This window comes from Fusibacter paucivorans (assembly GCF_018390735.1).
Lineage (GTDB): Bacteria > Bacillota > Clostridia > Peptostreptococcales > Acidaminobacteraceae > Fusibacter > Fusibacter paucivorans.
In genome coordinates, this window is sequence record NZ_JAHBCL010000043.1 from 1 (window position 1) to 22,724 (window position 22,724).

Annotated in this window: 27 protein-coding genes and 1 pseudogene; 27 read left to right on the forward strand and 1 reads right to left on the reverse strand. The window is 37.1% G+C overall.

Annotated elements, in window-relative coordinates:
- Positions 1–140, reverse strand: a 140-nt coding sequence (locus KHM83_RS20060) for a transposase (RefSeq protein ID WP_213238391.1), incomplete at its 3' end; no start/stop codon positions are given.
- Between the two features lie 87 nt (positions 141–227).
- On the opposite strand from KHM83_RS20060, the pseudogene KHM83_RS17625 reads away from it, so the two are divergent.
- The 27 genes and pseudogenes from KHM83_RS17625 to KHM83_RS17755 all read left to right on the forward strand — a co-directional run.
- Positions 228–650, forward strand: a pseudogene (locus KHM83_RS17625) (S-layer homology domain-containing protein); the annotation flags it as partial.
- 52 nt (positions 651–702) lie between these two features.
- Positions 703–1,542 (forward strand): conjugal transfer protein TrbL family protein, encoded by an 840-nt coding sequence (locus tag KHM83_RS17630; RefSeq protein ID WP_213238367.1) that lies wholly within the window; start codon positions 703–705, stop codon positions 1,540–1,542.
- Positions 1,543–1,557: 15 nt separating this feature from the next.
- Positions 1,558–1,767, forward strand: a complete 210-nt coding sequence (locus tag KHM83_RS17635; protein WP_213238368.1) for a mercury transporter — start codon at positions 1,558–1,560, stop codon at positions 1,765–1,767.
- Positions 1,768–1,778: 11 nt separating this feature from the next.
- Positions 1,779–2,102 (forward strand): hypothetical protein, encoded by a 324-nt coding sequence (locus tag KHM83_RS17640; RefSeq protein WP_213238369.1) that lies wholly within the window; start codon positions 1,779–1,781, stop codon positions 2,100–2,102.
- A gap of 4 nt (positions 2,103–2,106) precedes the next feature.
- A complete protein-coding gene (locus KHM83_RS17645) occupies positions 2,107–2,886 on the forward strand; it encodes a hypothetical protein (protein ID WP_213238370.1) in 780 nt (259 codons plus the stop codon).
- On the forward strand, positions 2,867–3,361 hold the full coding sequence (locus KHM83_RS17650) for a prepilin peptidase (protein ID WP_213238371.1): 495 nt from the start codon (positions 2,867–2,869) through the stop codon (positions 3,359–3,361). The genes KHM83_RS17645 and KHM83_RS17650 overlap by 20 nt, the downstream gene beginning before the upstream one ends.
- A 27-nt stretch (positions 3,362–3,388) precedes the next feature.
- Positions 3,389–4,237, forward strand: a complete 849-nt coding sequence (cpaB, locus tag KHM83_RS17655; RefSeq protein WP_213238372.1) for a Flp pilus assembly protein CpaB — start codon at positions 3,389–3,391, stop codon at positions 4,235–4,237.
- On the forward strand, positions 4,227–5,036 hold the full coding sequence (locus tag KHM83_RS17660) for an AAA family ATPase (RefSeq protein ID WP_213238373.1): 810 nt from the start codon (positions 4,227–4,229) through the stop codon (positions 5,034–5,036). Before cpaB ends, KHM83_RS17660 begins: the two co-directional genes overlap by 11 nt.
- On the forward strand, positions 5,037–6,380 hold the full coding sequence (locus KHM83_RS17665; RefSeq protein ID WP_213238374.1) for a CpaF/VirB11 family protein: 1,344 nt from the start codon (positions 5,037–5,039) through the stop codon (positions 6,378–6,380). It begins immediately after the preceding gene.
- Complete coding sequence (locus KHM83_RS17670; protein ID WP_213238375.1) at positions 6,373–7,302, forward strand: type II secretion system F family protein; 930 nt, start codon at positions 6,373–6,375, stop codon at positions 7,300–7,302. The genes KHM83_RS17665 and KHM83_RS17670 overlap by 8 nt, the downstream gene beginning before the upstream one ends.
- Positions 7,303–7,316: 14 nt before the next feature.
- Positions 7,317–8,189 (forward strand): secretion protein F, encoded by an 873-nt coding sequence (locus KHM83_RS17675; RefSeq protein WP_213238376.1) that lies wholly within the window; start codon positions 7,317–7,319, stop codon positions 8,187–8,189.
- Positions 8,190–8,201: 12 nt separating this feature from the next.
- On the forward strand, positions 8,202–8,594 hold the full coding sequence (locus KHM83_RS17680) for a DUF4320 family protein (protein WP_213238377.1): 393 nt from the start codon (positions 8,202–8,204) through the stop codon (positions 8,592–8,594).
- Positions 8,591–9,112: a TadE/TadG family type IV pilus assembly protein gene (locus KHM83_RS17685; protein ID WP_343213174.1), complete on the forward strand. Its 522-nt coding sequence runs from the start codon at positions 8,591–8,593 to the stop codon at positions 9,110–9,112. The genes KHM83_RS17680 and KHM83_RS17685 overlap by 4 nt, the downstream gene beginning before the upstream one ends.
- A gap of 95 nt (positions 9,113–9,207) precedes the next feature.
- Positions 9,208–9,546 (forward strand): PadR family transcriptional regulator, encoded by a 339-nt coding sequence (locus KHM83_RS17690; protein WP_213238378.1) that lies wholly within the window; start codon positions 9,208–9,210, stop codon positions 9,544–9,546.
- Between the two features lie 2 nt (positions 9,547–9,548).
- Entirely contained in the window at positions 9,549–10,145 is a 597-nt protein-coding gene (locus tag KHM83_RS17695) for a DUF6550 family protein (protein ID WP_213238379.1), read from the forward strand.
- A gap of 66 nt (positions 10,146–10,211) precedes the next feature.
- Entirely contained in the window at positions 10,212–12,218 is a 2,007-nt protein-coding gene (locus tag KHM83_RS17700; RefSeq protein WP_213238380.1) for a hypothetical protein, read from the forward strand.
- 14 nt (positions 12,219–12,232) lie between these two features.
- The gene (locus tag KHM83_RS17705) at positions 12,233–13,459 is read left to right on the forward strand and encodes a C40 family peptidase (protein ID WP_213238381.1); all 1,227 of its coding nucleotides are present in this window, start codon (positions 12,233–12,235) and stop codon (positions 13,457–13,459) included.
- 89 nt (positions 13,460–13,548) lie between these two features.
- A complete protein-coding gene (locus KHM83_RS17710) occupies positions 13,549–14,151 on the forward strand; it encodes a LysE family translocator (protein WP_213238382.1) in 603 nt (200 codons plus the stop codon).
- Between the two features lie 10 nt (positions 14,152–14,161).
- Positions 14,162–14,833: an AraC family ligand binding domain-containing protein gene (locus tag KHM83_RS17715; protein ID WP_246543188.1), complete on the forward strand. Its 672-nt coding sequence runs from the start codon at positions 14,162–14,164 to the stop codon at positions 14,831–14,833.
- A gap of 131 nt (positions 14,834–14,964) precedes the next feature.
- Positions 14,965–15,372 (forward strand): DUF2000 domain-containing protein, encoded by a 408-nt coding sequence (locus KHM83_RS17720; RefSeq protein ID WP_213238383.1) that lies wholly within the window; start codon positions 14,965–14,967, stop codon positions 15,370–15,372.
- 76 nt (positions 15,373–15,448) lie between these two features.
- Positions 15,449–16,090, forward strand: a complete 642-nt coding sequence (locus KHM83_RS17725; protein WP_213238384.1) for a hypothetical protein — start codon at positions 15,449–15,451, stop codon at positions 16,088–16,090.
- A gap of 144 nt (positions 16,091–16,234) precedes the next feature.
- A complete protein-coding gene (locus KHM83_RS17730; RefSeq protein ID WP_213238385.1) occupies positions 16,235–17,614 on the forward strand; it encodes an ATP-binding protein in 1,380 nt (459 codons plus the stop codon).
- Complete coding sequence (locus KHM83_RS17735; protein ID WP_213238386.1) at positions 17,614–18,291, forward strand: hypothetical protein; 678 nt, start codon at positions 17,614–17,616, stop codon at positions 18,289–18,291. Before KHM83_RS17730 ends, KHM83_RS17735 begins: the two co-directional genes overlap by 1 nt.
- An 88-nt stretch (positions 18,292–18,379) precedes the next feature.
- A complete protein-coding gene (locus tag KHM83_RS17740; RefSeq protein WP_213238387.1) occupies positions 18,380–20,203 on the forward strand; it encodes a VirB4 family type IV secretion system protein in 1,824 nt (607 codons plus the stop codon).
- A 145-nt stretch (positions 20,204–20,348) separates the two neighbouring features.
- Complete coding sequence (locus KHM83_RS17745) at positions 20,349–21,386, forward strand: P-loop NTPase family protein (RefSeq protein ID WP_213238388.1); 1,038 nt, start codon at positions 20,349–20,351, stop codon at positions 21,384–21,386.
- Positions 21,379–21,855: a helix-turn-helix domain-containing protein gene (locus KHM83_RS17750; protein ID WP_213238389.1), complete on the forward strand. Its 477-nt coding sequence runs from the start codon at positions 21,379–21,381 to the stop codon at positions 21,853–21,855. The genes KHM83_RS17745 and KHM83_RS17750 overlap by 8 nt, the downstream gene beginning before the upstream one ends.
- Positions 21,856–22,007: 152 nt before the next feature.
- A complete protein-coding gene (locus KHM83_RS17755; RefSeq protein WP_213238390.1) occupies positions 22,008–22,601 on the forward strand; it encodes a helix-turn-helix domain-containing protein in 594 nt (197 codons plus the stop codon).
- Positions 22,602–22,724 lie beyond the last annotated feature (123 nt).

Here is a 22,724-nt window from a genome sequence, read left to right on the forward strand (position 1 = left end):
CTTATCCATGAACTGAGGGTTGATTTTCCGATTTTGAGTTCTTTTGCTACTTCCTCGCCTGTTTTGCCAGATGAATAGTAATAATTGACAGCATCTTGTTTAAATTCTTTTGAAAATTGCTTTTGATTTTTTGTTCCCATGAGCCTTCTCCTTTTGAATTGGGTTTATTATATCTTGTATTCTAAAAAGACTCAACTTTACTTGTCCTATTTTTATACTATCATCACTATCCATTGGGGAAAAATGTCGTTCGAGTTAAAGCCGTGGATGCGGCAGGTGCAGAATCACCTTGGTCAGCTATTGTATTCTTTGTAGCGGATGCTAATTCCGGTGGGGGTATGACTCTGACAGGACCTGACTCTGTTATTTTGGAAGAAGGACTAGATGGTGCGACGATTACGGAATATACGTTCACTGTACCGCCTGTATCAGGGCATAGTGGCAGTGACTATGGACGAGTAAGGGGTTACAACATCAATACCAATCAGTGGGATCAGCTGGATTATGCGACAACAAAAAACGGTATCACCTTTAGTAGAACTCTGACTGCAGGCATCTATTCGCAGTTGGAGTTTTATTATTATACCAATCACAATTGCATGTATAACAAATCGAATATTACCTACTCTGTAGAGTATTATTTTGATTAATTGATGAAAGGTCAGGGCTTTTGCCTTGGCCTTTTTTAGGAGGTGCATATAAATGGAATACGTCATTATGCTTTTGATCGGTGCGATATTATCTGGTTGCTTGGTATATGTAAATACGCTCCTTGACGGTCTAGTTCCGATTGCCCTTCATGCGGAAGACTATATGGACGCATTACTTGGCACCAGTGGTATAAGCGGTATTTTTGACATTTTCTTTTCTTTTGGAGTATCGCTGATTGTGTTGAAATTTTTGAAGAAAGGATTTGAGCGCTATATCTTATGGACGGAAGGTGATGCTGAAATTGATCCAATTATGCTTTTGACCGGATTTTTTAAAGCCCTTGCTATTGCCATCTGCTTTCCATCGCTTTATGGCTGGTTGGCAGATATTATTGATGATTTAAGCAGTCAGCTGATTACCGAGGTATCGAATGGCATGGCAACAGACTTTAGTGCCATTATAACCGGGATAACAAGTGCCGGTATATTTACAGGAATCGTATCAATTATTTTCTTCATATGTTTTTTCATGCTCTATATACAGTTCTTGACGAGGGGGCTTGAAATTCTTATTTTGAGAATTGGATTACCCCTAGCATGTGTTGGATTGATGGATCAGGATAACGGGATTTTTAGAACTTATATTCAAAAGTTTTTTCAGAGTACCACAGCTGTTCTGGTGCAAATTGTTTTAGCCAAACTGGGTGTTTCACTTATGCTCAACGCTCATGTGTTTTGGGGCGTAGCAGCACTTTTATTGGCACTTAGAACACCGAAGTTCTTGCAGGAATTTTTGATTATTTCCGGTGGCAATGGCGGTGGTGGCATGATGAACAGAGTATACTCAACAGCTCGTATCTATCAAATGGGAAAGGCAGTCTTTACCAAGTAAAGGGAGGTTGAAGCAGTGGATTTATTAAAAGAAATGGCAGAGGCTTTAATGATCCTGATACGAGTAGGTGCGGTACTTAGAGTTGTCTATTGCTTTATTCATATCGGTACCGATGAAGAGCAAAGTGCCAGCTATAAAAAGAGAATGAAAAACACGGTCATATTTTATGTGTTGGCTGAAAGTATATGGCAGATTAAAGATTTGGTCATGAGCTATTACATGTGATGGAGGTGCTTATGGAAGAAAGAAGAAAGAATCCCTTGTATATTCCGCAGGGGCTTAAAACAAGAGTTGAAATTTTTGATGGTTTCGGCAAAGAAGAGTTATTTAAAACCATTATGGTAACGCTACTAGCAGGAATCGTGGATTTTGTGTATTACATGATTTCCAAAAACGTGGTGGTAAGTATGGTGTCAATTCTTGTTGTTATAGCAGGCAGTGTCATGATGCTCACCAAAGATCGGTCCAATATCTCAGTGGTTGATCAAGTTGGATTTATGATTCGCTTTTCAAGGTCACAGAAATTTTATCCGTATAAATATCTGGATGAATGGAGATGAGCCCATGGAAGAATGGATAAAAAGAGTTAAAAAGTTGTTTGAGTCAATGATCGGTGTTTTAAAAAATCCATATCTCATTGATGCAATGTCAAATGAACTGGATATTCAATCGATTGAAATCACAAACCTGAAAAGTGATAATACTAGTCTGAATGAAACACTTGAGGAACTTAGGGAAGATACTTATTTTCTGAAAGAGTCAGAAGGCGAGTTACAAGAACAAATAAAAGATATATCAAAAAGCCTGAACAGTATACTTGAAAAAGCAATAAAGGAATTATCGAAACTGGAAGACTATGAAATATATCAGCGACTTCAATTTATCGATCCCGAAGGATGGAGTATTTACAGAGCAAGTCAGGAAATCTTGAAACTGGATGTCTTTAAAGAGTTCATTGTTGAAGATAGCATGGGCAGGTTTGAAGAGTCCGATGGACATGATCTTATTGGGTATCTGGAGATTGCGGCATTTGGAGACTGTACCTATAAAATCGTTGGTAGTATGCACGAGGTATTGGATTCCTATATCATTGATTATGAGTCTCAAGAATATAAGGCGTATCAAGACGAACTTTATACACTTGCTAGTAAAAAATTGATGGATGAGCTATATAAAAAAGAACCATCCATTAAGTTGGAATTTCTACAGAATTATATGGAAGAGTCTGGACAAATGCAGCCTGACCAAAAGGAAGAGGGACTGCAAGATTTAGGTGATACAAAGGAAAAGTATTTAGAAGAAGTGACGACTGATGAGGTGCAGGATGAAGAACTGGAGATTTAGGGAAGTTTTGACTATCAGTTCGCTGGCTGGATTGATTGAACTGATGTCTGTAATTAGTGAAGTACCACTAACATTGAAATTCAGCATATTTGCCTTGATCTTAGTCATAGCAGGTTATATTGATGTGAAGACAAGGACAATACCGGACTGGATTCATGTACTCATTGTAGTAGTGGCATTCATTAGACTGGATTGGCCGGATTCTATGCTTGGACTATTATTTGTACCTTTGCCATATTTTATCATGGCAATCTTAAAGGAAAACAGTATAGGCGGTGGAGATATCAAACTAATGGGAGCTTGTGGTTTCTATTTAGGCATTCGAGCAGGTTATCTAGCAAGTATTGTGGGCTTGTTTATTGCCGTAATATCATATGCAGTCATAAGTTTGATAGCCAGTCAGAAGATCAATCAAAGCATACCCTTAGCACCCTTTCTTGGAGCGGGATGCATTGTAACTTATTTTATAATCTAAAAACAGAAAGCAGGAGGAAAGTAAACGATGAAAAAAATATTTCGAAATAGGATGATCTTAGGGATAGCCAGTATTGTGCTATCTTTTATTATTTGTTTTGGATTGACACCTTTGTTCAATCAAGCCATAGCAGAGAAGGTCACGGTTGCAAGAGTAGCGGAGAATATTCAAAAGGGAGAACTGATAACATCAAAGATGATAGAGACCGTAGAGATTGGTGGTTACAATTTGCCTGACACTGTTCTAAGGCAGGAAGACAGCATTGTCGGCAATTATGCATTAGCGGAACTGCATAAAGGCGATTATGTTTTGAACTCCAAGGTTTCCAGCAAACCACTGGCTAACTATGAATATTTGACCGATTTTGATGGTAGTGAACGTGCCATATCAGTTAGTATTAAAAGCTTTGCTGCAGGCCTATCAGGTAAATTGGAACAAGGCGATATTGTTACCGTTATGGCCTCGGATTTCGGTGATCTGCGAGAAACCGTTAGTCCAGTTGAGCTACAATATGTAGAAATATTAGCAGTAACTGCCGGATCAGGACTTGACACCGATGAATATGAAATCGATCAGGAAGCGATCGAACAAGATAAAGAGTTACCGTCAACGGTGACGTTAAAAGTAAATGTTGAACAGGCAAAATTGCTTGCAGAGATGGAGGCCAAAGGAAAAATTCAGGTGGTCTTTGTGTATCGTGGAACTGATGAAAATGCAGAGAAGTTTCTGGAAGAGCAAAAGCTAATTTTGGAAGCAAACCGCAATGAAAATCAAATCGGAGTTGAAACGTCAGAGGTAATTAGTAATGAAAGCCAGATGCAGGAACAGACAGTTCCAGTGGATGATGAGATAGAAGGTGATAAGGATGAAGAATAATAAAATCATAGCGGTGTGGGGAAATCCAAACAGCGGAAAGACAACACTGAGTATAAAAATGGCAAATGAACTTGCAAAAAATAATAAGAGTGTCATATTGGTGCTTGCTGATTCTTATGTACCAGTAATCTCTACTGTTCTGCCTTTCACTGAAACCAAAGAGCAATCCTTGGGCGCTTTGCTGTCGTCCGTACAGATATCACAGGAAAACATATTGGAAAAATGTATCCCGGTTATGAAAACTAAAAACCTAAGTGTTTTAAGCTATCTTCACAGTGAGAACATTCGAACCTATGCTGATTATGGTAAAGAGAGAGTACTTGATCTTTTTATTCTGTTAAAACACTTGGCAGACCATATTATCGTAGATTGCAGCAGTATGGTACACCATGATTTATTATCAAGAGGAGCACTTGAAATGTCGGATCAGATTATTCGATTGGTGACACCGGATTTAAAGGCAATCAGTTTCTACGATTCCTCGTTGATGTTACTTGGTGAACGAAAATATAATGTGGAAAATCATATTAAAGTCTTATCCAATGTAAAGCCAGTGATGCCCAAAGATAGTATCAGCAATCATTTTGGCGGTATCCGTCATGAACTGGAGTATTGTGAAGAATTACAACAACAGGCATTGGAAGCAAGACTATTTGAATCACTCACAGATAAGTCTAGTAGTGGATATAATCAACAGTTTTCAAGTCTTATGAATGAGATTTTTTCAGAAGAAGTAGTTGCCGAAAAAGAAGAAAAGAAGGCAAGAAAACCTTTTTTCAAGAGAAGGGAGGATGTGTAAATGAGTAGTGTATCTTTAGAATCAGCAAAGAATATTCGTGAATTCTCGGATATTCTTTACGAAGTACAAGAGTATATTTCCGGCAAGTATGCAGTTCTGATATCCCATGATAGCGAAAATCAAAAAGAACAGATGAAGTCCTATATCACAAAATACCTGATGGATTATTCATTGGCCGTTGATGGTATGGGGCTGGATGAGCTGGTGGAATCACTTTATTCAGAAATGGCAGAATACTCATTTTTGACAAAGTACCTGTTTCGCAGTGACATTGAAGAAATCAACGTGAACGCATGGAATGATATTAAAGTCACTTATTCAAATGGTGACATTATTCCAACAAAAGAAATCTTTAATTCCCCAGGCCATGCGATTGATGTCATCAGAAGATTGCTTCATAAAAGTGGTATGATACTGGACCAATCCCAACCCATTGTGGTCGGTCACCTATCAGAACGTATTCGTATCACGGTACTTGGGCAAGGGGTTATAGATCCGGCAATCGGTGTGGCAGTATCCATTCGTATTGTAAATCCTAAAAAGCTGGTTAAAGAGGATTTCATCAGACAGAATACAGCCAGCGAAGAGATGCTGGACTTTCTATCTTTGGTTCATCGTTATGGTGAAAGCCTTTGTATTACCGGTGCAACTTCCAGTGGGAAAACAACGTTGATGAGTTGGATTCTTTCAACCTTACCGGATAACAAGAGACTGTATACCATTGAAAATGGAACGAGAGAGTTTAATTTGGTCAAAAGAAATGAAAAAGGCGAAGTTATCAACAATGTTATCCACACCGTAACGAGGCACAGTGATGATCCAAAGCAAAACATCAACATGGTTAAACTTCTTGAAACAGGATTGACCGTTAATCCGGATTATATCTGTGTCGCAGAAATGAAATCGGAAGAAGCCTTTTTTGCACAAGAGTCGGCAAGGACGGGGCATGGTGTAACAACGACCATTCATGCCAGTTCATGTATAGCCACCTATTACCGGATGGTGACACTTTGTAAACAGCGTTATGATATGGACGAGAGAACCCTTTATAACCTTGTAACGGAAGCATTCCCCATTGTTGCTTTTTCAAAAAAATTGGAGGACAACACGAGGCACATTATGGAAGTAACTGAATGCGAAATCAAAGAAGATGGCACAAGAGCAATCAGGACGCTATACAAGTTTAATGTGACCGACAATGTTGTCACAGATGGGAAGATTAAGATCATGGGTCATTATGAAAAGGTCAACGAGATATCACCATCACTTGAAAAGCGTCTGTTGGAAAATGGTATGCCAAGTGGCGTGCTGACTAAATTTAAGCGAGGTGACATTCATGAATAGTATGTTATTTATCGCATTCTTAGCAATGGTGATTGGATTTTTCCTTACTCTTAAAATATCACCCCATGCATTATTAGATGATATTTTAAGGAAAAGACAGATTAAAGAGCCGGCACTTAACGATAGAATCAAAGCGTTAACATCCAAGAAACAGAAAAAGGGCCTGAAAAAACTCATTGATGAAACCAAGCACATCCTAAAAATGTCCAATAAAGAAAATTTGTTTATGCTGATTGTCACGCTTTCAATGGTATTAATGATGATTAGCTTTTTTATTGCTATCACGTTGGATAATCTATTCCTGATGCCGGTATTGGCAGTCGGGTTTTCATTACTGCCCTTCTGGTATGTGCAATTTACAGCAACGAAATGGAAGAAAGGTTTAAATGGTGAACTGGAAACGGCATTGTCGGTAATTACGACATCTTATATGCGTAGTGAAAACATCATTACAGCTATTGAGGAGAATGTGAATTATATCAATCCACCGGTTCAAGATGTTTTCTTTGCATTTTTGACACAGACGAAACTCATTAATTCGAATATAAAAATGGCTCTTGAAGGCTTGAAGCCTAAGATAGACAGTTCGGTTTTTCATGAGTGGATTGATGCGTTGATTGATTGTCAGGAAGATAAGAATCTGAAGAACACATTAACACCGATCGTTGCCAAATTATCTGATATGCGTATGGTATCAGCGGAATTGGATTATCTCCTATATGAACCTGTAAAAGAGTTTGTGACGATGGCATTACTTTTAATCGGTAATATACCCCTTATGTATATGCTAAATAAAGACTGGTATGAAACGTTGATGTTAACAGGTATTGGAAAATTTGTATTGGCTGTTTGCGGTGTTGTCATATTCGTTTCATTAGCAGCAGTTGTGAAGTTATCAAAACCGGTGGAATATACCAGGTAGAAAGGAGGCGCAGAATGTTTCAGATATTATTTTTATTTTCAGTAACCTTTTCTGTGGGCATGTATCTCATTTTAAAAGATGCCTTGCATTTGCCTTCGGGAAGAAGTATTAAGGCAGTACAGGTGATTGCTAAACGTGAAACGAAAAAGTCAAAGAATGTTGAAGTGGTCATTAATGACTGGGCAATCCGATTATCCAAGATTGTTCATCTAACGGAATACAGCAGACGGAAACTGACGGCAACTTTGAAGTCAGCAAATATTAAGCTTTCACCAGAAACTTTTGTTGCAAAGGCTTGGCTTAAAGCAGGGATGATGCTCCTATTTATCATTCCTGCTTTACTTATATTTCCAATGGTCTTTCCGGTCATCCTCTTTTTAGCTGTTGCTGTCTACTTTAAGGAAAATAGAAGCGCAGATGAAGCAGTTAGAAAAAGAAGAGAAGACATCGAATTTGAACTGCCACGGTTTGTATCAACCTTGTCTCAGGAACTAAAAGCTAATCGAAATGTGCTTAATATTTTAGAAACCTATAAGCAAAATGCAGGAAGCAGTTTTAAAAATGAGCTGGAGATTACGGTTGCGGATATGAAGTCAGGCAGTTATGAATCTGCATTAACCAGAATGGAGACAAGGCTTAACAGCTCTTCATTATCAGAAACTATTCGTGGGCTTATTGGCGTACTGAGAGGTGATGATGGTGTCGTTTACTTTCAAATGTTATCCCATGATCTCAAACAATTGGAACTACAACGGTTAAAGACTATAGCCATGAAAAGACCGGCGAAGATAAGAAAATATTCTTTTGCCATGCTCTTTTGTTTCTTGATGATGTATTTATCGGTTATGTTTGTTGAAATTATAGAAACCCTTGGAAAACTATTTTAAGGAGGTGGGCATTTGAGAGCAATTTTGAAATCCAAAAGAGGAGAAGGCTATATCGATGTGGTGGTCGTTGTATTGGTAGTAATGATGGTCATTGCATTAGGTGTGAAAGTATACCCGGTTTTTTTAGTGAAGAGCGATCTGAATACTTTTGCCAATGAACTGGCTAGGGTTGCAGAGATTGAAGGTCGAGTTGGGGCAGAAACCAATAGTAAGAAGAATGAACTTAGGTCGAGCCTTGGAATTGATCCTGAAATCGAATGGTCAATAACCGGCAACATTGATTTGAATGAAGAATTCAGTGTTGTCTTAACGTTGCCGGTAGATATTGGCTTCTTTGAATTTGGGTCCTTTCCCATTACGCTGACTTCCAAAGCAACCGGGAGATCGGAGGTATATCATAAGTGAACAGAATAATGAAAGACAGAAATGGTAATGCTGCTCTATTTGCCATTATCATAATTCTTTGTTTAATGCTGATGTTCACTGTAATCAGTGAGTATTTAAGATTGCAGATAATCGCAAGTGGCGTTAGAGACGCATTACAATCTTCCGTTATTGCAGTAGCTACTGAAAATTACGATGAAGTCTATAATGGCTTGCGGGAAGGTTACTCTGGTGGTTATCAGCTGAGTGAGACAGATCAGTGGGAAGAACAGGTCGATTCAGGTGCAGTGTTAATGAAACTAAGTGATAAGCTAGGACTGATTGAGGGGACAAAATATGCAGGCGGGTATATGGAATATCAGTTATCAGATTTGGACATTCAAATCAATAATGCGACATTTGCAACCAGTGACAATGATAGCAGGTTCGAGGCTGAAGCATGGGTGACATTAACGGTACCTCTTTCTTTTGGCTGGGATCACTTGCCACCCATGGAAATCAGGCTTAAAGTTGATGCTGGATACAGTCCAAAGTTCTAAAAATAAGCGAAGTATAGACAAATAAAAAAGCAAATGATTATATGTATATATAAAACATGTATAGATTATATATATTGTTATTGGAGCTGACGCATATGAAAAATAAACCATCAATAAATCTGAATGAACCTAGTTTTTACATTCTCTTAGCCTTATTTAGGGAACCTATGAGTGGTTATGAACTGACCAGAACAATCTATGACCTTACAAAAGGACGACTTAAAGTAAAAACAGGCACCATGTATCCTACGCTGAAAAGGTTGTCAGAGCATCAGCTCATAGAACTGATTGAGGATCAAAGTCAGGAAAGAAACAAAAAGATTTATCAATTGACAGATGAAGGAAAGCAGTTACTTCAGACGGAAGTTGATTTGTTAAATGAAAAGATAGAAGAGGTTAAGTCGATTATGAACAAAACCGAAGGAGGTCGTTGATTATGAAAAAGATGATCATGAAAAATAAAACAGCCATCACTGGAGTTTCATTAGTTGTTATTGCGATGATACTTGGCGTGATGATTTTCACTAAATTAAATAGCGGTGATGTGGTATCGGATAATGTGTTAGAGGATGAAGATGCTACTAATCCTGTTGTTGAGGAACTTGTAGAGACTGAAAACGAAGAAGTCACTGTTGAAGTTCCGGAAATCGTGGAAACTGAAACGAATGTTATAGATCAGAAAGATCAGGTTACTTCAATAGAAGAACCATTACCGGAAGAACCCGAAAAACCTGTACTTGAAGCACCGGAGGAAACTCCAGTTCCAGTTGATGATCTGAATAATATGGATACCGAACCACAATATGACGAAGAGGATGTGGTTATCGAGTCAGAAGAAGTTATTGTTGTCAGTGAAGATGAGGTAGAAGATGTTACACCAGAGCCGGAAGTGAGTGAAGATGATCAAAGTGACTTAGTGCCAGCTTCTGAAAACCCATTTTTAAATCCAGAGAATGCAGCGAATCCTATTGAATCAAATGGTGAGGATTATTATGAAGATGGCAGAAAAGCTGGGGAAGGCGATAAATTTTAAGTGGTAAAAAATATTTGGAACAGTCTCTAATCAAAGAGGCTGTTTTTTTATGGAGGTATCCAAGTGATGAAAAAATATAAAAGTATATGCGGAATAATTTTAATCTTGGCACTATTGATTGGTTCTATACCAATATATGCTGAAGATAATGCAGATTCTGGTACTGGAAATACTGGTAACGCACTTGCGGATAAAGGTTATTACCGTGGAAGCGAGTATATGTATAAAGTATCTGTGTATGTTGGATTATCTGATCAATCAGATCAGAATACGGATTTAGATTCTGAATGGAAGATGATTGGGACAAAACCAATTTATGTTAAACCTTCAAATTTTACATTGTCATCGAATGTTTTTTTTGGTGTTGAAAATAAGGCGAATTATCAAAATGGAAGTGCGTTAGCACCGAGTAATAGCTCCATAATTGTAACTGATGATCCACCACCTATTCCAATAACAAATGGAGGCAATATCGGTGCTGTGAAATCCTATTTTGGAGATGTGAATACACTTGATATGTTCATTAACTATTTTGCAGCACAAAAAGGAACTACAAGAGAAGGTTTAGTCGAAAGTATAGTTTTCAACATTAACGGTGAATCAAAGAATTATCCAGCAGAAGAGATTCTGCCAATCAAAGTTGATGGGGAATATCAGAATAAAGTACCATGGTTGATTGTTTATGAGCCTGTAATAATTTCATATTTAAAAGACGGAACCACCGTTCTGGCGTTTACGGCCACAGAATATGCCCTAGCTCAAAAGCTGGGGTATTTCAATTTTAGAGGTGGTTCAGATGGGCAGTATATATCAGGCATGACTCATTCTGATTTGCCGAATTCTATTTTCCTTGAGGAGAGTTGGTTCGGTTTTCCAGTAACATCAGCTTTACCTGACAATGTTTATTGGGATTTGGATCGAATTATTGCAGGCGGTGGTTGGGGCATGAGGCTATTGAAAGCCAATGCTGATAATGTTGTAGAAAACGATACAGAATATGATTATGAGTATCGGGTGGATACGGATGTGATTACTTCTGTGCGAATTTATGCGGATGAAGATGTAACCCCTGATAATCGACATGAAAGTGAAGCTGCCTATAGTAACCCAGTCGATAATACGGCAACCATTACGATGACTGCAAATGGATATACCAGTAGTACAGAAGTCGTTATTCCAGCAGGTGGTTCCGAGTTGGTTTGGTTGAAATGGCATACGCCGAGTATTCCCGGGGATGTTACGATTCAAGTGAATGTCACTGGAAATAGTGCTGCCAAGATCGATGGAACAAGTCGAAGCGCAACATTAACAGGTAAAGTAGTGGATTTGAGTTTAAGTGAGCCACCTAATCCGACGGCAAATGACAGAAATGATGATTTTATACTACCTGACATTCCTAGTAAGGCCGAGAAGACAACAGCGAACTGGGGCATATATGATTGTAATTGGATTCCGGTTTGGGTATGGCATCCAAAATGGGAATGGGAAGCAGATTGGCATCGTGTATCTGAGCATGGTTGGATCGGTTCTGAGGAGGACAGACATTGGGGAGTAACAGGACATCATTGGGTAGACAGAGGTCTATGGGTGGATAATGGCAATTTTGTGGATGAAGGGTATTGGGAATATGACTATACAAATTATTATGCAAGTTTAACTGGTACCATGACATTGGAACCGGATGAACATTCACCAACAGCGGATGAGGAGATAATGAAATCAGGCTATGGTGTTGATGTTAATGTTTCGACCTACCCTGTAACCAATGCACCAGCATCGCATATCACAAATGCACAAAACGTCATTACGTACTTTCCAGAGTTCAGCTATGAAACTTATTGGAGACTGCTTGAAGAGATTGGTTCAGGAGAGTTTGTTTTCAAGGAAAATAAGTATTCAACTTATAGTAGCAGGGTTCACTTCACATCGCTATGGTTTCCAGATGAAAGATATAGTGTTTATGCGGAGATCATTGATCTATGGACTCCGGACGGTATGCTGAGAATTAATGTAACGGATGATGTAACCATTGATGGAGATTTATATATGGATTGGCACATTGGACCCAAATAGAGGAGGTGGGCAACATGGCAATTGATCCTGCAATGCTAAAGGCAGCTGCCAAGATTGCAACAACCGCATTATCAGATGAAAAGGGCAGGCAAATCATTTTGATTGCCTGCCTTGTACCGTTGATCATTATTTTACTGGTGTTATCGTCACCGTTTGCAATCTTCTTTTCCATTATTGGTGGGCAAGAAGATGTGTCAATCGTCAGTATAATAAATGAAATGCAAGAAGAGTTCAGATATAAAATAGAGCAAGAAAAATCAGATTCGACAGCAGATGTTATAAAAACAATTATTATGGGCAGTGAAGATGGAGCGCTTATCAATAATTCAGAAGACGTTTTGATTGCTTATGCCATAAAATATAATGTTACGAATGAAGGCGCTGAACAGTTGGCAGTATTATCAGACGATCAGGTTGAAAAATTGATGCAGGTTTATCGGGATATGAATGTGATATCAACAACTTATAGTAGTACATCAAAAGAAGTTCAAGTGACTACAAAGAATGATGATGGTGAGTCTGTTTCTGAAACAAAAACAGTGACAACAACCACGAAAGTAATTACTATTGACAGTTTAACAGCTGAAGAGATTGGTCAAATCTATGGATTCGATGAAGTACAAAAGCAGGTCATTTCAGAAATGCGTCAAAGTGGCTATGGCGTTTTATTGGCAGCAAGTAGTGTAAAAATGTTTTTAACTGACGAAGAAATTGAGGTGATAAAAAGTTATATTCCAGAGGGTGTAACAATAGAAAGTACCTCCGTTGTGGATGCAGCAGAAAGTTTGGTCGGCAAGGTACATTATTTTTGGGGTGGGAAAAGTCTTGCGATAGAATGGGATGACCGTTTCGGAACAAATATGGAAGTGACATCATCAGGTAGTTCATCGACGGGTACAATACGTCCTTTTGGTTTGGATTGCTCAGGGTTTGTGACCTGGGTGTTTGTTAATGCTGGTTTGCCTGCTGACTTCATTGAAGCAACCATAGGACATGGGACCACAGCACAGTGGAATACATCAACAAGTGTACCAGCAAGTTCGGTTATGGCAGGGGATCTAGCTTTTCTTGCATCACCGGGAACTAGAAAAATCAATCACATTGGGATTGTTACAGGTAGAAATGATGAAGGACAGATTATGATTATACATTGTTCATCGGGAGCAAATAACGTAACAATATCAACGGCAGAGAGTGTTGGCTTTCAATATTATAGGAGACCGGCGGTACTAATTAAGTGAGATATGGTGATAGTAGAGCGCAATAATATACTATGAACAGATTTTATGGCAAGTTATAATAATGTGAATCCCATGAAAGGACAAGGTTTATGAATATTATAACTTTTCTATCTTACTGTGTAATTGTGACATTTACACCTGGACCGACAAATATTGTTATTGCATCTATAGCGCAAAACTCAGGCATAAATAAGGCAAGTAAATTTGTCCTTGGTTCCACGTTAGGATTTGGAATGTTGCTTTCTATTTCAGCACTATTTAACAAAGTTCTTGTAAATATATTGCCAAGGGTGTTACCGATTATGCAAGTTATAGGCTGTATCTATATTTTATATTTGGCAGTTCAAATTTTGAAGAAAGGTACAACATCAAAAAAGCATGTTTCTGGTTCAGTGCCTAATTCATACTTTTTAGAAGGTTTGTTGATGCAATTTGTAAATCCGAAAGTTGTCATGTTTACAATGACGGTTATTCCAAGTTATATTTTACCCTATTATTCATCGGCGAAGATACTTATGATCTATGTTTGTGTAATAGCTTTTATTGGTTTCTTGGCATTTTCAATGTGGGTTATGATGGGGGTGTTTTCAAAGGCATTTTTGCAAAAACAACAAAAAGCTGTTAACATAATAATGGCGCTATTTTTATTCTATTCTGCGTTTATGGTTTCCGGCTTGGAGGCTTTGTTATGAGGTGATGATCATGAATAAATTTATTTATAAGAAATCTTCAGGAATAACCGTTTTGTCAGCGAGTTTTGATGATTTTAAATATAAAAAACATGCACATGAAGAGTATGCTTTAGGCGTAACGTTGAGAGGCGTGCAGCAATATAATTTGAATGGGAGTTTTCAATCTTCCTATAAGAATGGTGTTATGTTATTTAATCCTGAGCAACCTCATGATGGTATGTCTCAGAATAAAAGTGGTATCGATTATGTAATGATTTATATTGACCCTTTAAAATTTTGTGAAATATTGGATGCTAAGAAAATGCCAATGTTCTCATCGCCAATTGTTTATGATCAAGGCTTGCAAAACAAGATTCTTGACATTTCTGGTACAGTTCTCAACGATATGGATGATGCATTGTGTGATGAAAAATTGTCAGATTTGGCTGTCTATCTTAAACCAACAATTAGTGAAGGGATAAGAAAAGATGCAGTATTAATTAAAAGAGCAAAAGAAATTATTCATAGTGATCTTACAGAGATTCTTAGTCTTGATAAAATAAGTTATGAATTAGGCATATCAAAGTTTCAGTTTATCAGAATGTTCAAGTCGACAACGGGAATTTCACCATATCAGTATTTTTTGAACTTGAAAGTTGAAAAGCTAAGAAGATTGTCGAAAGTTCAGGCGATGTCTATTTAGCGGTAGAAGGGTGCAATTTTGTTGATTTAACGCATTTGAACAAGCATTTTAAAAGTTGCTATGGGATTACAGCATATGAATATGCACTAAGCGTAAAAAGTAGTTAGAAGAGAATATGAATGGAGGTTTCCATGAATTTTGATACAAAGATAAAAGTGGTATTAAAAGAAGACTTAGAAATGTGGCAGAAATTGAATGTAACTGCGTTTTTAATGAGTGGTATATCCGGAACGCAAGATATTGTTGGGGAACCATATATAGATAAAGATCATGTTCAGTATTTACCCATGTCACAACAACCAATAATGATACATTCCACAGATGGAGCTGGGTTGAATGAATTGTTGAACAAGGCTTTAACTAAGGATGTTGTTGTTGCAATTTATACTGAAGAGTTGTTCAATACCTTTAATGATGAGGATAACAGGGAAATGGTGGCAAGATTTAAAACTGAAGAGTTAAATCTGGTCGGAATTGCAATTAGAGGAAAGAAAAATCAAGTAGACAAATTGCTGAAGGGATACGAACTTCACAGATAAATATTAAAGTAACTCAAATGGGTCGGTTTCTAGAAATAGGAATCGGCCTATTCTATTATCAATCAGGAGGTTAAGCATGAATCCAATATTACCGATTATTATGATTTTATTATGTGCTATTGCAGGAGCAGTAGCCTTTTTTATTTTGAAAATACCAAAGCATAGCAAAAGTGAACAAGTGAATGAACAACAGAAAACCGCTCAGGAATTCGTCAATGTCAAAGATATCCATGATAGATTCTTATATACGAGAGATGGTCAGATTATCGCTTATATTAAAATTCATCCAATCAGCATAGATTTATTTTCAGACAGTGAAAAGGAACAGATCTCCAAGGTGTTGACGGCTGAACTATCTAGTGTGCAGAAACCATTTAAGTTTCTAGCGGTATCTAGACCGGTGGATATCACGCCACTGGTCAATGAGTATCAAAGTTTATTGTCAGAGACCACTGATCAGAAGCAAAAAGAGCTCCTTCGACATGAAATCATGGAAATCAGCAATTTTGCTACCAGTGGTGAGGTTATTGAGAGAAACTTTTTTATCATGCTGTGGAGTCGATATAGAGACGGTGTTGAAGCTGATTTGATGAAAGAATGCCAAGAGATGGTACAGAAGTTTGAAAGTGTGAATATCAGTACGGATATAATCAAAGAACAAGAAATCGTCAGGTTGTGTAATCTAATAAATAATCCAGCATATATTAATTTTGAATAGAAAAGATTTGAGTATAATATCACGTAAAATGGGTACAATGAATACAAAATATATTGAAATAGATACATAATGTATCGAATATAAAAATAATTTTACAAATCAAGAGCTTTATGATAATATTTATTGTAACCGGAGGTGTATGTAATGAAAGATTCTATGATTCGTATAAAAGAAGTTGAACTCTATAATATAAAAAACGTTGAATACGGGAAACTGGATTTCCCAAGTGATAATATAACATCAAATAAATTAATGCGTTCTGAAATCCTTGGTATATATGGTCAAAATGGCTCGGGTAAAACAGCCTTTGTAGATGCCATGTGGATTGTAAAACATCTCATAAGTGGTCAAGAGCTGCCTAAAAATGCAGGTGATTATATCTTTGAGAAAGAAGAAACAGCAACCATTAAACTGGGTTTTGATTTGAACCAAGAAAATCACGTATATCAGATTTTTTACGAAGCGGAGATTGAAAGAACGGATGAAAACAAAGCCAGAGTTATTAGGGAATATTTAGCGTACAAAGAATTCATTGAGGGAGATTGGACGAGCAAGGCAGGCATAGTAGATTATCAACTTGAAAACAAAGAATATACGTTTAAACCGGTTAAAAACTACCGTTTACTCACGTCAAAAAATGCAGATATTCAAATTGATTTGGGTGTTGCAAAGAAGATGTCAGAGAAAAATTGTACCTCCTTTGTTTTTGGCACGGAGTTAGAAGACATCATTAAAAAAAGCGAAGCTTTCAAAAGCTATACGGATATTATTGTGGCGTTAAAGCATTATGCCAAAGTCAATCTCTTCATCATCAAGAACCATCATTCAGGGATGATTAACATGAACTTACTGATTCCCTTTAGTTTTAGGCTGTTGGATGAGAAAAAGGTGACGCAAGGAGACTTGGCGATTGGCCTGTTAAAGCCATCAGTCGTTCCGGAAGAAGTGTACAATGTTGTTGCCAAAATTATTGAGCAAATGAATATCGTTCTAGAAACGATTGTTCCGGGGCTGAACATTGGACTCAAAAACCATGGTAAACAACTGACGGATGATGGCAGTGAAGGCATTCGGATAGAACTTATATCTATAAGAGAAGATATAAAAGTTCCGTTAAAATATGAGTCAGACGGTATTAAAAAGATTATCTCAATATTGAGCACGTTGATTACAATGTTCAATAATCCGACCGTATGCATGGTTGTTGATGAACTGGACGCAGGTATCTTTGAATATTTACTTGGTGAGATTCTTCAGATCATCAGTGAAAACGGAAAAGGACAGTTGATCTTCACGTCTCATAACTTAAGACCACTTGAGATGCTTAGTACAAGTTCGATTATCTTTACAACAACGAATCCCAAAAACCGATATATGCGTTTTACAAATGTGAAAAGTAATAATAACCTTAGAAACCTCTATTATCGAAGCATCAACCTCGGTGGACAAAAAGAGGAAATCTATAAGGAGACCAATAGCTTTGATATCAGTCGTGCTTTCAGGATTGCTGGGAGGGTTGATTGATGAAAACAAAAAAAGTCATATTATTCATCGTAGAAGGTGTTACGGATAAAACATCGCTAGGTGGGATTATCGATAAATTAGTTTCATCCAATCTTGTAAGGTTTTATATCACAGGTGGCGACATTACCAGTGACCGATTCTCCAACAGCGCCAATGCCGTGAGTAAAGTTAATGATCATGTGAAAAACTTTCTTGGTAGAGAGATAGGTCTTAAAAAAGGTGATATCATTCAGATTGTTCATCTCATTGATATGGATGGGGCATATATTGGTAGTGATCAGATTCAAGTAGAAGATATCGAGGGATTCGCTTATTCTGAGACTGCAATTACTGCAAGTTCAATAGAACGAGTAAATGAAAGGAACAACAGAAAGCAGCAAGTGATCAATCGATTATCATTATGTCCTAAGATATCAGGGATACCATATAGTATGTATTACTTCTCATGTAATCTTGAACACGTATTACATAATGAAGTGAATTTATCGGATGAACTTAAGATGGAATATGCCGAGCGATTTTCAGATTCTTATTACAAAACAGAATCGGAATTTATTGATTTCATACGTGATGAACAGTTTGCAGTCACAGGAGATTACAAAGAGACTTGGGAGTTTATAAAACTTAATGGCAATTCTCTTAAGCGATACAGCAATTTCCATTTGTTCTTTGAATGAAAAACAATTAAATAGATTAAAACAATCATATGAAGACATAGCACATCGTTGCTGTGTTTTTTTTGTACCCAAAATGGAGGTTAAACAAATGAAAAAGATACAGACCAATCAAACAACAGTTAACAACAGCCTATTAAACATCATCACCCCAATCGGTTTAGAAATAAAACGGAACAGCCTGATAATAGGTGAGAATACAGGAAGAATTTACGGTATCGTCAAATACCCACAAAAAGTCGATTATGGTTGGCTTGCCAAGATCACTAACATTCCTGGAACGGTAGTGGGGATTACATTTATTCCTATCGATAATGGTGAGTTCATATCAGGATTGTCAAAAAGTGTGATTCAAAATAGAAGTACGGCTGAATCGGCAAAAGATCCACTGATTAGACAAAGAGCAGAACAAGCAGCTCTTGATGGAGAAAAAATTATGCTACAAATAGACCGAGAAGGAGAAACTGTGGGAACCATGATTATTTCCATCATGGCCATAGCAAGGGAAGACAGTAACTTTCAAAAGATTTGCAGAAAGACAGTAAGCATCATAGCTACTAGCAAAGCAAAATTTAGAATTATGGCAAATCTTCAGGAGCAAGCATTCAAAAGTATAGCCCCATATTATACCCTCGATGAAGCCATTGGAGAAGTTCTGAAAAGAGTCATTCCAATGAGTAGCTTTGTCGGGGGTTTTCCTTTTTCATCATCCGGTTACAATGATGGTACCGGTTATTATTTTGGAAGAGACAATACAGGAGGTCTTGTTGTACTTGACCCGTGGAAAAGAGGTAATGATAGAACAAATACTAATTTTACGATTATGGGCGTAGCGGGGGTGGGTAAGAGCACCGTCGTCAAGCATATTGCGCTATCAGAGTATATGAAAGGTACTAAAATCATCTTCATCGATCCTGAAAGAGAAATGAAAGATTTGTGTATGGCACTGAATGGCGATTGGATTAATGCAGGTGGTGGAACAAACGGTAAGATTAATCCCCTTCAGATCAGACCGACCCCCATTGATGACGATGATCAATATTATAAGGATGAAGGCAATGGCATGGGTGATATGGCCATATACATGAAAAATCTTGAAATATTCTTCAGCCTGTACTTACCCTCAATATCGGATAAGCAAAAAGCTATTCTCAAGAATACACTGATTGAGCTTTATAACAATTTTGACATCTATTGGGATACGGATATCAATAAACTTACCAATGAAGACTTTCCTATATTCCTTGATCTGCATAAGCTATTAAAGGAAAAAATAAAAGACAAATCGGTATCACCAAATGAACAAACTGAATATGAAGAACTGGCGTTACTACTTCAAGATATTGCTCTTGGTAGTGACGCTTTTTTATGGAACGGAAAAAGTTCGATTGAGACCAATACAAGATGTATCTGTTTGGATACCCATGACCTGCAAAATACCAGTGATAATATCAAACGAACTCAGTATTTCAACATTCTTACCTGGTGCTGGCAGCAGATGAGTTTAGATCGAACGGAACCGGTACTCTTAATCTGTGATGAAAGCTATCTGATGATTGATCCTAATGTGCCGCAGTCATTGGTATTCCTTAGAAATGTAGAAAAGAGAGCAAGAAAGTATGAAGCTGGGATAGCGATTATTTCTCATTCAGTTGTCGATTTTCTTGATCCGAAAGTCAAAATGTATGGGCAGGCATTATTGGATATACCAGCATATAAGATACTCATGGGCTGTGATGGTATGAACTTGATTGAAACCAAACAACTATTTAATCTGACAGATGCTGAAGAACAATTATTATCACAAAAGAAAAGAGGGAATGCACTGGTGATGATCGGGTCTAAAAGACTTCATGTTAATTTCCAGATCCCTGAGTATAAATTCAATTTCATGGGAAAATCCGGAGGAAGGTAGGTGGTTATGTTGAAAAAGAAAATGGTCATAGAACTTTTAGTATATATAGTCGTAGTTATTATTGGGATTATTATGCTGTTTACGAATGAACCGAAGGAAGTAGAAATCGTAATACCGTCAGACTTCCAAGTAGAGCAGACAGGAGATGCAAATGATGCTTTTATATTTATCGAGTAATGAACACATTAATATGCTGGATTTTCTTAATGATGAACTTGGCATCATCATTAAGAAGTTATCTGGCACTTTTTCGCTGAAACAATTTATAATCGGTGACCTAAGAAGCCTCAATCACTTCCAATATATTGTGGTTGATTTGAATGCAATAAAGGATTCATACAGTGAAATAATGGATGCTGTCAGTGCCTACAAGAAGATGTTTACATCTAGGCTAATATATTATATTGAAGATATTGATATACACCGTGAGTTAGCCTTTGAGCTCGTTGAGAACGGAATATTTAATATTGTCACTGCAAATGATGTTGAAACTCTAAAATTAGAATTTCTTAAATCCATTAGTGATTTAGGCATCTGCAAAAGAGAAATCATGTCAAAGCTTGCACCTGATAATTCAAAGATGAATACAGGATTAAAGTCAAACGATTTTATAAAAAAGGAAATCAAGATAGCTGTCACAGGGCTACAGCATCGGGTTGGTACAACGACAATGGCCATAAATTTGGCTAATTATCTTGCAAGAATGGACGTAAAAGTATGTTATGTAGAAGCAAATGATCATGATCATTTAAGTACGCTACCGGCATTTTATGAGGGGATGACAGCAAAGGACGATATCATCCTATACAATGGCGTGAAATACCTGACGCTTCATTCAGAATGTCATGATGAATTTGATTTCATTATTTATGACATGGGTGTGATTGATAATCGGATTATCAGTGCTGCCAGAAATAACTGCAATGGAGTTATCCTATGTGCGACAGGTAAACCTTATGAACTTTCAGATATCGCAGAATATAGAGATTTATTAGATTCAATACCAATAAGTACAGTATTTTCATTTGTGGCAGAGACAGATCAGCATAAGCATTTAAAGAGGTATGATAACATTCATTTTTCAAACTATACACCGAATTATTTTGATAGTGAGATAAATGAACTCATATGGTCAACGGCAATAAAACCATTTATCAAGAATCAGGAGGTCAAGCATGAGTAATAAAAGTCTTTTAATAGAATGTGTTTATTCTTTAAAATTAACACAAAGAGCGACATTGGTTGCGTTTTACCTAATCAATCGTGCTGATAGTGAAGGGACTTGCTTCCCTGGGGTCAAAACAATCGCTAGAGAATGCAATATCAGCAGTAGAACAGTACAAAGAGCGCTGAATGATCTTGAAGAAGTAGGTTTCCTTGCTCGTGAAAGTCGTTTTCACGAGCAAGGAGGCCAGCGTTCGAATCTTTATTATCTACAAGTAATCGAAGTAGAACAAGACGAAGAAGCGTTGGAAGAAGAGAATAAATTTGAGAACACAGCCGTTGACAATGAATCGATTGATAAAGAAGAAATGCAAGGTGATATTGTAAGAGAGCAAATTTCACCTAAGATGGATATTGAAGCAATCAACTTTAATGACCTATGTGATAGTTGTGTGTCACGGTCCCCCTGTCAGGAATGCATACCTTGAACTTTTCACTCTAATTATTAGGGCTACTGATAAAAAAATATAGATTTTAAGATTTAATTTCAAGAAACTGGAGATTTTTATTGACTAAGACAATAAAGAGTATTACAATGAATATTGACTAAGTCAATAAAACTAAAATGGGAGGTGAATACTTGATAGGATTAGAATTCATTCTTGGTTTATATAGTATGCAGCATGTAGAGTTGGCGGAATATTTAGGAATCAAGAAGCAGAATATTAATATGTGGGTCAAGCGAAGACAAAATATCCCTAAAAAGTATCTCCCAGTACTGGAAGAACTATTTGGAATAGATCGAGAGGTTTTCTCCAAAGAGCTCGACGAAATCGAGAAACTTGAAATACAAAAGGAAAAGCTCAAAAATGATCTAAAACCGGTAATAACTAAGCATGAGAAACGATATAAATCAGGTGAAATTAATGATGTTGTGGATATTCCGATATATGACAAGGAAGAAATCAACACTATCGAAAGAGATATCGAAAAGGCTAAACTGGGGACAAGGTTCAAGGAAGCGATGGATATAGTGGATAACAATCCATATATGAATACTTTCAAGTTGATGGTTGAACTTATGGAAAAGGCACAGCATGAATCTATTCTTCACAAGTCTATTGAAGCGCTATCACACTATCTAGAAGTATTACCTGGAAGCATTAACAGTGATGAAGAACAAGAAGAATTTGAATCAGAAATATTTGAAGTATTTGATGATCATAATTATTAATTAGACCAGCTAATAAAAGTCAACAACCAATTTTAAATTTTTTGAATAATGCTTGTCCTGAAAAGAAGGTACAGCAAAGCTAGCCATTTTGAAATACGAACAATAGCTTTCTGAAGTGACATG